This window comes from Halomonas sp. PAMB 3232 (assembly GCF_031954225.1).
Lineage (GTDB): Bacteria > Pseudomonadota > Gammaproteobacteria > Pseudomonadales > Halomonadaceae > Vreelandella.
Genome location: NZ_CP134865.1, coordinates 2,311,901 through 2,324,068 on the forward strand (window position 1 = coordinate 2,311,901; position 12,168 = coordinate 2,324,068).

Here is a 12,168-nt window from a genome sequence, read left to right on the forward strand (position 1 = left end):
TTCCCTTTGTCTGCCCACAGGACGTGTCCATGGCATCCACTCCGCAGCGTTCCATAAAAAGCCGCGCCTCGCTGGCCGGTCACCCGCTTCATCCGGTCATGATTCACTTCCCGGTGGCGGCATTGATGGCGCTGGTCGCAAGCGATCTGGGTTACTGGTACACGGGTGACCCCTTCTGGGAGCGCAGCGGCCTGTGGCTTGCCGGCGTCGGTGCCTTTGGCGGCTGGATCGCCTCGATCGCCGGCATAATCGATCTGGTCACGGTGTCGCGTATTCGCCGTTTGATCACTGGCTGGAGCCATGCCATCGTCGCCGTGGTGATGCTCTCGCTTGCCTCGCTGAACTGGCTGTTGCGTCTGAATTCGCCGGAAGCCATTCTGCCCTGGGGGCTTGCGATATCGCTGGTCACCGGCGCCCTGATTGCGCTGGCCGGCTGGCTCGGCGGCCAACTCGTTTACGAACATGCGGTCGGCGTCGACGTCGACGAATGACACCGCCCCACGGCCCACGCCACCCTGTTTACGCTTGAAGCACCTTTTATTTCTCATCGCCTAGCCCCACGCCAGGGGCTTTGCCAGTACGAACCCCAGCACGCCGAAGATCCCCACCAGGCTTAGCAGAAGCCCCAGCAGCGTGGCGGTTTTGACGCCGCGATAGATCCCCATTTCCAGGCGCAGAATTAGCCAGCCAAAGGCGCCGTGGGCTGCCACCATCAGCACGACCGCGCCGAGCTTCAAAATCAGCCAGCCGCCCATCAAGTCATGAAGTAGAAACAGCAGGGTGCCGGAGCCGATCGCCAAAAGTGCGGCGGGTGTGGCAACGGTGTTGTAGAAAAAACGCGGCATGGGCGGGGTGCCCTGAGCAAAGCCCGCATCCCGGCGAAGCGCCAGACTGTGATTTAACAGCGCCGGGAGATACAGCAGCGAGCCGCACCAAATCACCAGCGCTGCGATATGAAGAAGTTTTAACCAGGGCATCACGGCGTCCTTGCAATGCTTTAAAAGCGCTTTCGAATGAAAAGCACGTCAAATGAAGACTCTGGAGTCGCCGGAAGGACGAGCCAGCCAGAAGGCTTGCAATCGAGTGAGCACGTTCACCGAGCCCCCCGCCCGCCTCTGCCGGGCCGGTCAGGGGTTGAGGCTGTTCTTACCTTAGCCAACTAGCCACGGGCTGGCTAGCAAAGCGAGTCAACGCTTACATGGTAGCCGGTAAACTTGCGCAGGTTGATGACGCCGGTATCGAAGATCAGGTACTGGCCCTTGACGCCGTTCAGTACGCCCTCGACCACCGGCTGCTTATCGAAGTTGTGCGAGGCGATCTTGCGGGGGAACGACTCGACCGGGTAGCGAATATCGAGCGGGGTTTCATCGAGTAACCGAATCGCCTCCCGCCCGTAGGTCTCGCGTAGCGCGTCCAGGCCGCTGGCAACGGCCTCGAGCAGCCGGTCGCGCTCCTTGATCAGATCGAGCGGCTCGACCTCGCCCTTGAGCATGGCGCGCCAGTTGGTGCGATCCGATACGTGCTCCTTGAACAGCATCTCGACGAAGCCGGACTGCTGGCGGCTGGCCACTTCCATGATCGGCAGCGCCTGGATGGCGCCCTGGTCGATCCAGCGGGTGGGCATGTTGGTCTTGCGGGTGATGCCGACCTTGAGCCCGGAGGAGTTGGCCAGATAGACGATGTGCGGGGTGAAACAGTGCGCCTCGCCCCATTCCGGCTCGCGGCAGGTGCCCTGAAAATAGTGGCAGGTTTCCGGCTTCATGATGCAGGTGTCGCACTGCGCCAGGCGTTTGAAGCACGGGTAGCAGTAGCCCTGGGCGAAGCTCTTGTTGGTCTTGCGCCCGCAGTGGGTGCAGGCAATGTGGCCATCAAAGTGCAGGCGAAGCGGCGTGCCGATCAACGCGTTGAGCGCCAGTCGTTGCTCGCCGGCGCGCAGGTGATACGTGACTTCACTGCCAGGTGCCTCGAGCGTGCCCGCCATTTTGCTCAGATGGCCGGACACACGCACGGCGCTTGACTCGCTTGCGAACAGATCAGTCACCCGAGACGTCCCGGCCCAAACCCGCCATTTCCGGCGATACGCCTGCGCCGGTGGCCCCTGCGCCACAGGTGCGCCGCTCGAGATAGCCCACCCGGTTCTCTTCGGGCACGTTGTTTTCGATTTCAAAACGAATCACCGCCTCGAGACACAGCTCGGTTTGCTCGGCGGTCAAAAAGCGGCCATCCGGCCATTTACGCAGTGATACCGCCTGCTTGAGGCTTTCGTAAATGCTCGGGGTCATCTGGCTGATCATGCGCTCAAAGCTCATATCATTCATGCAGGGCTCCAGTCGTATCGAAGGTCAGGGCGTGGACCGTGGACGTTTGGCGCAATAGTACCAGCCCGAGGCCAGCCCCACGAGTAGCCCGCCCAGGTGCGCCTCATTGGCTACGTTGCCAAAGCCCACCCACTCGGCAAGCGAGGTCATGGTGAACACCATCCATCCCAGCATGAACACCACCAGCATCTGCGGCACGAAAAAGCCGCTTTCGGGGCGCTTACGTGAGACGAGCCAGACGTGGCCCAACAGCGCATACACCACCCCGGACATGCCGCCGAACAGCACCGTGCCGGTGGCGTACTGCGCCAGATTCGAGCCGATGCCCGCCACCAGCAGCAGCGCCACCATCACGCGGCTGCCCTGCAGCGCTTCGATCTGACGACCGAAGTACCACACCCACATCAGGTTGAAGATCAGGTGCATCAGGCCAAAGTGCAAAAATGCCGGAGTCAAGAGCCGCCACAGCTGGCCGCCGGTCAGCGTCTCCATCAGGTGTTGGGCAACGAGCTGGCCGTTGACCACGCCGACCGGCACGATGGTCAGCGCCGTAAGTACGCCGTCGCCCAGGGTATTCATGAGCACGAAGACTAAAACGCTCAAACCGATGATGAGCGATGTAACGGGCAGGCGGCGTAAAAGCGTGGCGCCCTGAGTGCGCTGAGCGCTTTGGGGGCGCGGGCCGGTAATCAGCGTTTCGCCCTGCTGCCAGCGGCGCACCAGCGCGGTCAGCTCGGTTTTCTGACGGGGGTCGGCGAGCCACAGCGTCAGGCCCTCCGGCTCTTCGGTGATCCGATGACCAATCCGGTAGTGCCAGAGCGCCTGGCGAAGCTCACGCGTGTCGGCATCAACGGGTAACAGCATGACGGGGTGCATGACACCTCCCTGGAGTAAAGGATCGGCTGCCCGGCGCGGTGGTTTCGTCATGAGCGTAAATCGTGCGCATAAAAAAACCGGCGGAGGGGGCCGCCGGCTTAAAGCAAGGGATCATTCAAGGGAACACTTACTCTGATAGCCAGCGGCGGGGTTAGTTCAGCCATTTTCAAAAAAAGATGTTTCTTAATGTATCTACTCATAATCTGAATTAGAAAGCGCTCGGTAGCCCGCTCAAATGCGGCTGCTCTCTTCACGGTGAACGTCCACCCAAACGAAGCGGTCGGCGCTCAATTCACGCTCGCCGTCGAAACGATAGGCCACCAGCCGCCCGTACTTCACCGCGCTGTAATCCAGACACGCGATGTTGCGCGCGGGCAGCGCCGGAATCCCCTCACACCAGTAGTGGCCAATGAACAGCGCCCGTTGCTCGGCGTCGTAATAGCCAAGCCCTTCGCGCTCGGCCTCGCTCAGCGGCCGGGTTTCCAGGTGATCCGGCAGGTTGTCCGGCTGAAACACCACGTCGCCCCAGCGCTTGGGATTGGCGGCCCAGAAATGGGCGCGAAAACTTTTGCGCGTAAAGCCATCGCCGGAGTGGATGGCCACGCCTTCGGGCAGTGCGATGCTGGGCCCTCGGGTCAGCCGGTCGACGATGGCAAACGCCTCGGTCGATGAATCGGCGGACTCCTCCAGCAATTCATCGGTCAGACACGCGTTGGGCGAGCGCTTCTTGAGCGCCTCGATCAGCGCTGCGTCCCAGCAGGCGTGCACCACGCGAAAGTCGTCGAACTCCAAAAACAGCGGCAGCGTCTTGAACCAGGCGAGCGTGTCTTCCCACTCGTTGGTGTGGTCGCGGTACTGGTAGAGCGTGTCGGCGATGATGCGGTTGTGGCGCGGCGAATGCTCGCGCAGCCAGCGCCGCTCGCTCCCCTTCGGAGCGGGATGGGTGTAGGCCAGGGCGTGGTGCTCATGATTGCCCATCACGATATAGGCCTCGCCTTCGTCGACCATGCGCCGGGCGATCTGCACCGCCAGGCGAATACGCGGGCCGCGGTCGATCAAATCGCCCAGAAAGACGGCTTTGCGCGTCGGGTGGCGATACACCCCGGCGCGTTGTTCGTAGCCCAGCTTTTCGAGCAGCGTCGAAAGCGTCGCCCCGCAGCCGTGGACGTCGCCAATGAGATCATACCCTTGGCTCATCAATCCCCCAGCCGATGACTCCAGCCCAGCTTGCTGCGCAGGATGTCGTAAAAATTGTGGCCCAACGGATGAACGAGCTGAACGCGGGCGGGCTTGCGAGTGATCACCAGCACGTCGTCGGGCTTGGCCACCGCGCGGGTCTGGCCGTCGCAGCTGATGTGCGGGTAGGTGTGGTTGGTTTCGCCGATATGAATCCGGATTTCGCTCGCCGCGTCGATCACGATCGGCCGGCTCGAAAGCGTATGGGGAAACATCGGCACCAGCGTTACGACGTCGAGCTTGGGGTGCATGATCGGCCCGCCGCCGGAGAGCGCGTAGGCCGTCGAGCCGGTAGGCGTGGCGACGATCAGCCCATCGCTTCGCTGACTGTAGACGAAGCGGCCGTCGACGAAGAGTTCGAATTCGATCATGCGCACCGCCTTGCCCGGGTGCACCACCACTTCGTTGAGCGCGTCGCCCCGGCCCACCGCCACGCCGTTGCGGTAGAGCACCGCGTCGAGCAAAAAGCGCTCTTCGACCTCGAACTGCCCCGCCAGCACCTCACCGACCCGGGTTTCGAGCTCGTCCGGGGAGATATCGGTGAGAAAACCGAGCCGCCCGCGGTTGACGCCCAGAATCAGGGTGCCGCTTTGGCACAGCGAGCGCGCCGCGCCCAGAAGGCTTCCATCGCCGCCGACCACGATCACCAGGTCGCAGCGCTCGCCGAGCATGCGCCGGCTGGTTTCCGGCTGGCCATGATCGGGAATCATCGTGGCAGTGCGATCCTCGACCAACACGCGATAGTCATGTTCGACCAGATACGCCACCAGCCGCGAGAGCGAATCGACTACCTTGTCGCTGCCGAGCCGGCCGATCAGGCCGATCGTATTGAACGGTCTTTCGACCGTCGCGTTGGTCATGCTGGACGTACGGGTTGGCGTGGTGGGCATGGGCGGCTCTCACTGTCATTATCGCCCATTATGAAGACCCGCCCGCACGCGGGCAAATCCGGCGCCTTGTTTATCCGATACTTATCGGCAAAGCAGGCCTTGAGAGCGACTACTTGGCGGCTCAGGCGCGCTCGAGCGTGCCGGTGAGTTGGCGGCGCTTGAGCCACCACTGATTGAGCCAGAGCGAGGCGACGATGATCAGCCCGCCCAGTGCCAGCCGCCCTATATCGGCGTCGCGGTTCCAGATCACCAGGTTGACGATCAGCCCCGCCGGTACCAGCGCATTGTTCATGATCGCAAGCGTGCCGGCATCGACCCGGGTCGCCCCCTGGTTCCAGGCGAAGTAGCCCACGCCCGAGGCCGCAAGCCCAAGCCAGGCGAGTACGCCCCACTGAAGCGTCGTGGTGGGCAGCGCCTGAATGTCACCCAATAGCAAAAAGGCCGTCAGTGCGACGATCAGCGCGCCGATGAAAAACCAGCCAAACACGTGGTGCCAGGCAAGCGTTTGAGACTGCCGGGCCACCAGCCGGCGATACCCCACCTGGCCGATTGCAAAGCTCAAGTTCGCGCCCTGGACCACCAAAAAACCAAGCCAGAAGCCGCTGTCCACGCCCTGGTAGCGAATCACCGCTGCACCGATCACCGCCAGCGTCGCGGTCACCAGATAGATCGGTGTGAAGCGTCGAAAGAGCAGGTCGTCGAGCAGCGCGATGTAGATCGGCGTGAGCACGGTGAACAGCACCACCTCGGGCACCGAAAGCAGCAAAAAGGAGTGGTAGAGAAAGGTGTACATGACGCCGAGCTGAAGCGCACCAAGCGCCATGAGCGTAAACCGGTCGCGCCAGCTCAAAAGTCTGGGCCGCAAAAACGGCAGAAACACCAGTAGCGCCAGCGACACCCGCACCAGCACGGCGAAGTAGCTATCCACCTGCCCGGACAGATAGACACCGATCAGCGAGAACGAGAACGCCCAGAGCGCCGTGACGCCAACGAGATACCCCATGGTAAACCCCGAAAATTATAAAAAGTTGACGGGATTATACGGCGCTCGGGGAAAAGGTAAAGCTCGGCGCACGAGGTTCGTTAGCGGCGAAGCACCCAGGCGAGTGCGTAGATGACGCCGGGCAGCCAGCCCAAAAGCGTCAATACCAGCGCGATCACCACGCGCCTGGCCCCGCCGCCGGCAAGCCCGATACCCAGCGGTGGCAGCAGTACCGACAGCGCCGCGTAGGCGGCCTTGAGTCCGGCAGGCTCATCGATCGAGGCTTTAACTGAGTCGCTCCCCGGCGATTTGACGTCCGGCGTTGGTGCCGCCACTTTATCGGGCTTAGCGGGTTCGGGAGTGAAGTGCTCGACGGCGCTGGCCCTGGCGGGCGAGCTCACTTCTTCGCGTTCTACCGGTGCGTGTTGCGCTTTTTTCTCGCGACGCTCGCGTTCGACGGCCTTACGATGCGCCTCTTTATCGATTTTCTGCTCGAGGGTATCGGCGTCGTCCGCCAGATCCTCGTGGTAGCGTTCCCAGTCTTCCCAGTCGTGGGGCGTACCGGATTTGGGCCGCCCGTCACCGGCGCCTCGAGCCCTGGCCCAGGCTTTCTCTTCCAGCGTATTGGGCCGATCCGGGTCGCGCTCGACGCCAACGCCTTTACGGTTCATGTATTCGCGGGCATCCATAGTCGGCTCCTTGTGTGTCAATGCCGGCGCTTCGCCGCATTTAGCGCAAGCGCCTGATCAATGCAGACCGGTCAAAATAGCAGTAGTATAGGCAAGCCAAAAAAAAACCGCTGCCAGAAGGCAGCGGAAGCAAGGGATCGAAAAAGAAGCCAGTACAACACTTCTAGCGGCTACTGTCGCAAGGATGCGGCCGTAGCGAAGGCTATAACGCGTTGCCTGTACACTATCTGACAGCGATTTGGTAAAAAGTTCTCAACGGGACAAAAATTTTCTACCCGCAAGCGGGCGGCGACCGCGTTCGAACCGGTAAGGAGCACGAGTAATGGCGCTTTATTTATTGGTGCTTGGCGTTTGTTTGCTGGTGATCGGTTCGGTGCTGGTCATCTTGATGACGACCAGCACCCCGCGTTATCGCACCGAGCCCAAGGATTTGCTCGCGCTCTTCGACAAGGCGCTGGCAAGCCGGGTCAGCGAAACCGAGTGGAACGCCATGATCGGCTACCCCATTCGTCATGACGAGTATCTCGACGGCGTGCGCCGCCGGGCCTCACAGCTCATGGAACAGTACGGCCGGCGCTGGCAGATCGCCCAGGGCAAGCCGCTTCTCAACGCGGCGGGCCAGCAGGAGCTTCAGGCGCTGCGCGATCACCTTGCCGCACACACCGCCCTGCGCCAGCGCTAGGCTCTGTCTGAAAAGTGCCTGCGCTCAACAATATGGCGTTAAAAATTGGCTCGTGCGCGAGTTCGATCAGAATACTCATTTACACACTGAAAACTCCGTTTCTTCGCCAATTTTTGCCTTGTCTTGTCTTCGCTCACCGACTTTTCAGACAGACCCTAACGTCCCGCCATGCCCGAGAGGAGTTCGTCAATGCTTAGCACCATTCGCCAACTGCCGCTTTCGAGCGCGGTCAAGAGCCACGCTCACGACTTCCATCAGATCGTGATCACGCTCTGCGGCTCGTCGACGTTCGAGATCGAGGGGCTCGGCGGGCGAGTCAACGCGTTTTCCGGCTGCCTGGTGCCCGCCAACCACGAACACTACTACTCTGGGCAGGGCTACAACCGCCAGCTCATCTTCGATATTCCCGATGACGCCCCGGCGCTGACCGGTGAGCACCGCGAACTGATCGCGCTGTTCGACGCGCCGCGCTTTTTCGCCCTCGACGGCGCGCTTCGCCACTACCTGGCGTTCGTCGAAAGCGAACTCGATCACGGTTTTTATGGCCAGGCGCTGGAGCAACAGCCCGACCGGGTCGCCGCAACCCTGCTCGGCGCCTTGAAGGCGCGCCTGGCGACCCCCCTGCCCGCCTCGCGCCGCCAGCTGGATTTGGCGCCGATCGACCGCTTCATTACCGCAAGGCTCGCCGAGCCCTTGAAGGTGGCGGATCTGGCTCGGCTGGCGTGTCTGAGCGAGGCCCACTTCTCGGCACGCTTTCGCACCCAAACCGGGCTCTCGCCCTGGCAGTACGTTCGTCAAAAGCGCCTGAGCGCGGCGCGGGAGCTGGTCGCACAGAGCCGGCTGGCGCTGGCCGACATTGCCGTACAAACCGGCTTTGCCAATCAAAGCGCGCTTTCACACGCCTTTCGTCGCCGCTACGGCTGCTCACCGCGGGCGCTGCGCAATCAGCTGAGTACGCCCGCGCCGGGCGCAGCGGCGTCCGGCGCCGCGTCATCCCACGCCACGCTCGACGGATGGCGCTAAGCCAACGACACTGAGCCCAGAGCGTCGTGCCAGCGACACGACACCGCGCTTTCCGTGAAATCGACACGTTTTGGCGCGAAACTGACATACACCCGCTCGCCCGGCGCTCTACATTCGAGCGTCATCGGGCGTACCGCTCGGCCGTTTTCCACCTACCAACTCCCGGGGGCCAAAATGCTCAACGCCAAAAAAATGCGTGACCCTGCCGTGTGGCAAACCGATCTCGATTCGCTTTTGAAGACCGTAAGCGATCACTACATCGTCGATGAAGACCACTACGTTGCCGAGTTGATCAAGGTGCTGGACGCCGGGCGCGAGGATTTCGAACGTATCGGCGCCAACACCGCCGAGCTTGTGCGCGACGTGCGTAAAATGGATACCGCCGTCGACACCATCGATGAGCTGTTACAGCAGTACAGCCTGGACACTCACGAAGGCCTGATGCTGATGTGTCTGGCCGAGGCGATGCTGCGCATTCCGGACAAGGCCACGGCGGACGCGCTGATCGAGGACAAGCTGGGCCCGGCGGATTGGCAGTCCCACGTCGGCAAGAGCGAGTCCTGGATGGTCAACGCCTCGACCTGGGGGCTTTTGATGACCGGCCGTGTGCTCAAGCTCGACCACCCGCGTGAAGGCCAGCCGGCGAACTTCATCAACCGCCTGGTCAACCGCATGGGCGAGCCGGTGATTCGCCGCGCCATGGTCGAGGCGATGAAGATCATGGGCAAGCAGTTCGTACTCGGGCGCGACATCGACGAGGCACTCAAGCGCTCGAAGCCGCTGTTCAATAAGGGCTACACCTACTCCTACGACATGCTGGGCGAAGCCGCGCGCACCCGTGACGACGCCAAGCGCTATTTCGATGACTACGCCAAGGCCATCGAGGCTGTCGGCAAGACCTCCCAGCGTTTGGACGCCAAAACGCCGAAGCCGTCGGTGTCGATCAAGCTCTCCGCGCTGCACCCGCGCTACGAGTTCGGCCGCCGCGAGCAGGTGCTCGCCGAGCTGGTCGATACCGTGATCAAGCTGGTTCGCCGCGCTCGCGAGCTCGACGTCGCGCTGACCATCGATGCCGAAGAAGTCGACCGTCTGGAGCTTTCGCTCGAGGTGTTCCGCGCCATTTACGAAAGCGACGCTGCCCGCGGCTGGGGCCACTTCGGCCTCGTGGTCCAGGCCTACTCCAAACGCGCGCTGCCGGTGCTCCACTACCTGAACCGGCTGGCCGACGAGCAGGGCGACGAGATTCCGCTGCGTCTGGTGAAAGGCGCCTACTGGGACAGCGAGATCAAGGAGTCGCAGCAGCTGGGCGTCGACGGCTACCCGGTCTACACCCGCAAGGCGTGTACCGACGTGGCGTACCTGGCCTGCGCACAGTTTCTGCTCAGTGACGACACCCAGGGGCGCATCTTCCCGCAGTTCGCCACCCACAACGCTCACACCGTGACGGCGATCGTAGAGCTGGCCAATGCCGGCAACCGTGCCTTCGAGTTCCAGCGCCTGCACGGCATGGGCGAGGCGCTTTACGATGCCGCCCTCACCCGCGCCCCGGAAGGTACGTACTGCCGTATCTACGCCCCGGTCGGCGCCCACAAGGATCTACTGCCTTACCTGGTCCGCCGGCTTCTGGAAAACGGCGCCAACTCCTCCTTCGTGCATCAGCTCGTCGACCCGGACGTGCCGGTAGAGTGGCTTTGCCAGCACCCGGTCGAGACGCTCAAGCAGTACGATACCTATACCAATACCCGCATTCCGGCCCCGCGCGACATTTATGGCCCGAAGCGCAAGAACTCGCGCGGCGTGAACCTGAACATCCGCAGCCATCATGACCCGCTCAAGGAAAAGATGGCCGCGTTCATGGACACGCAGTACACGGTCAAACCGCTGCTGGCCTTCGACATCGAAGACGATGCGGGTGCGACCCACGAGGTCAAGGTGCCGTTCGATCGTTCCCTGAGCGTGGGCACCGTGCAGTGGACGAGCAAGGAGCAGGCGGCCAAAGCGCTGGACGCCGCCTGGGCGGCGTTCCCGCGCTGGGACGACACGCCGGTTTCTGAGCGCGCTGCGATGTTGCGCCGGCTGGCGGATCTCATGGAAGAGCACATGCCGGAGCTGATGACGCTGTGCTCACGTGAAGGCGGCAAGCTTTTGACCGACGGCGTCGATGAAATCAAGGAAGCGGTGGATTTTTGCCGCTACTACGCCATGCGCGCCGAGGAGTCCTTTGGTGAGGTGATCGAGCTGCCCGGCCCGACCGGCGAGTCCAACCGCCTGACCATGGGCGGCAAGGGCGTGTTCGCGGCGATCAGCCCGTGGAACTTCCCGGTGGCGATCTTCTGCGGCCAGATCGTCGCCGCCGCGGTCGCTGGCAACACCGTACTCGCCAAGCCCGCCGAGCAGACCTCGATCATCGCCCACCGTGTGGTCGAACTCATGCACGAGGCCGGCATCCCGCGCGACGTGGTACAGCTTCTGCCCGGCGACGGCCCGACCGTGGGCAGCGTGCTGAGCGGCGATTCGCGCATTACCGGCGTGGTCTTCACCGGCGGCACCGACACCGCGCAGCTGATCAACCGCTCGCTCGCCGCGCGCGAAAACGCGCCGCTGCCGACGCTGATCGCCGAAACCGGCGGCATGAACGCGATGATCGTGGACTCCAGCGCCCTGCCGGAACAGGTGGTGGTCGACGTGATCCAGTCCGCGTTTCAAAGCGCCGGCCAGCGCTGCTCGGCACTGCGCGTGCTTTACCTGCAGGATGATATCGCCGACCGGGTCATCGAGATTCTCCAGGGCGCGATGAACGAGCTGCGCATCGGCGACCCGCGCGATCTCGGCACCGACGTCGGCCCGGTGATCGACGAGGAAGCTCGCGAAGGGCTGATGGCGCACATCGAAAAGCTCAAGGGCGAGAACCGTCTGGTCGCCGAAACGCCGATGGCGGCTCAGTACACCCAGAACGGCACCTTCGTGGCGCCGGTGGCCTTCACCATCGACAGCATCGAGGCGCTCGAGCGCGAGCAGTTCGGCCCAGTACTGCACATCGTGCGCTATAAAGCCCGCGACATCGAAAAGGTGATCGATACCATCAACGCCCGCGGCTACGGGCTCACCTTCGGCGTTCACAGCCGCAACGAGTCGTTCGCCGCCCACATCGCCAAGCGCATTCGTGTCGGCAACGTCTATATCAACCGCAACATCATCGGCGCGGTGGTGGGCGTGCAGCCCTTCGGCGGCCAGGGCCTCTCCGGCACCGGCCCGAAGGCAGGCGGCCCGCACTACCTGCAGCGCTTCGTCACCGAGAAAACCGTCACCAACAACACGGCGGCACTCGGCGGCAACGCCTCGCTGCTGGCCCTTGGTGACGAATAGCGTGTGACGAATAGCGCGCGATGAATAACGTGTATGAATAAAAACCTTGACCTTCACCCCTTCAGGGGGTGAAGTAAAATTGACTGCTCGGCCGGCGAATCGCTTT

The 12,168-nt window shown here is 62.7% G+C and carries 12 protein-coding genes; 4 read left to right on the plus strand and 8 right to left on the minus strand.

Features of this window, described 5'->3' with window-relative positions; translation table 11 throughout:
* Positions 1–29 precede the first annotated feature (29 nt).
* A complete protein-coding gene (locus RN346_RS10605; protein ID WP_263586829.1) occupies positions 30–491 on the plus strand; it encodes a DUF2231 domain-containing protein in 462 nt (153 codons plus the stop codon).
* Between the two features lie 60 nt (positions 492–551).
* Here the strand turns inward: RN346_RS10605 and RN346_RS10610 are convergent, their stop codons facing one another.
* The 8 genes from RN346_RS10610 to RN346_RS10645 all read right to left on the minus strand — a co-directional run bounded on the left by RN346_RS10610 (position 552) and on the right by RN346_RS10645 (position 6,991).
* Positions 552–977 (minus strand): CopD family protein, encoded by a 426-nt coding sequence (locus RN346_RS10610; protein WP_263586828.1) that lies wholly within the window; start codon positions 975–977, stop codon positions 552–554.
* A 197-nt stretch (positions 978–1,174) separates the two neighbouring features.
* Complete coding sequence (locus RN346_RS10615) at positions 1,175–1,981, minus strand: DUF2797 domain-containing protein (protein ID WP_311962711.1); 807 nt, start codon at positions 1,979–1,981, stop codon at positions 1,175–1,177.
* 52 nt (positions 1,982–2,033) lie between these two features.
* Positions 2,034–2,318 (minus strand): DUF1315 family protein, encoded by a 285-nt coding sequence (locus RN346_RS10620; RefSeq protein WP_311961111.1) that lies wholly within the window; start codon positions 2,316–2,318, stop codon positions 2,034–2,036.
* A gap of 24 nt (positions 2,319–2,342) precedes the next feature.
* A complete protein-coding gene (locus RN346_RS10625) occupies positions 2,343–3,194 on the minus strand; it encodes a rhomboid family intramembrane serine protease (RefSeq protein WP_311958204.1) in 852 nt (283 codons plus the stop codon).
* Positions 3,195–3,425: 231 nt separating this feature from the next.
* Positions 3,426–4,391, minus strand: a complete 966-nt coding sequence (locus RN346_RS10630) for a metallophosphoesterase (protein WP_311961112.1) — start codon at positions 4,389–4,391, stop codon at positions 3,426–3,428.
* Positions 4,391–5,320 (minus strand): NAD(+) kinase, encoded by a 930-nt coding sequence (locus RN346_RS10635; protein ID WP_263586823.1) that lies wholly within the window; start codon positions 5,318–5,320, stop codon positions 4,391–4,393. Before RN346_RS10635 ends, RN346_RS10630 begins: the two co-directional genes overlap by 1 nt.
* A 121-nt stretch (positions 5,321–5,441) precedes the next feature.
* Positions 5,442–6,323: a carboxylate/amino acid/amine transporter gene (locus tag RN346_RS10640; protein ID WP_311961113.1), complete on the minus strand. Its 882-nt coding sequence runs from the start codon at positions 6,321–6,323 to the stop codon at positions 5,442–5,444.
* Positions 6,324–6,403: 80 nt separating this feature from the next.
* Positions 6,404–6,991: a YqaE/Pmp3 family membrane protein gene (locus tag RN346_RS10645; protein WP_311961114.1), complete on the minus strand. Its 588-nt coding sequence runs from the start codon at positions 6,989–6,991 to the stop codon at positions 6,404–6,406.
* 322 nt (positions 6,992–7,313) lie between these two features.
* Here RN346_RS10645 and RN346_RS10650 point away from each other — a divergent pair, with 322 nt between their 5' ends.
* From RN346_RS10650 to putA, 3 genes are all read left to right on the plus strand, one after another.
* On the plus strand, positions 7,314–7,673 hold the full coding sequence (locus RN346_RS10650) for a hypothetical protein (protein WP_263586820.1): 360 nt from the start codon (positions 7,314–7,316) through the stop codon (positions 7,671–7,673).
* A 189-nt stretch (positions 7,674–7,862) separates the two neighbouring features.
* The gene (locus RN346_RS10655; protein WP_311961115.1) at positions 7,863–8,696 is read left to right on the plus strand and encodes an AraC family transcriptional regulator; all 834 of its coding nucleotides are present in this window, start codon (positions 7,863–7,865) and stop codon (positions 8,694–8,696) included.
* 174 nt (positions 8,697–8,870) lie between these two features.
* Entirely contained in the window at positions 8,871–12,062 is a 3,192-nt protein-coding gene (putA, locus tag RN346_RS10660) for a bifunctional proline dehydrogenase/L-glutamate gamma-semialdehyde dehydrogenase PutA (RefSeq protein ID WP_311961116.1), read from the plus strand.
* The last annotated feature ends 106 nt before the right edge of the window (positions 12,063–12,168 follow it).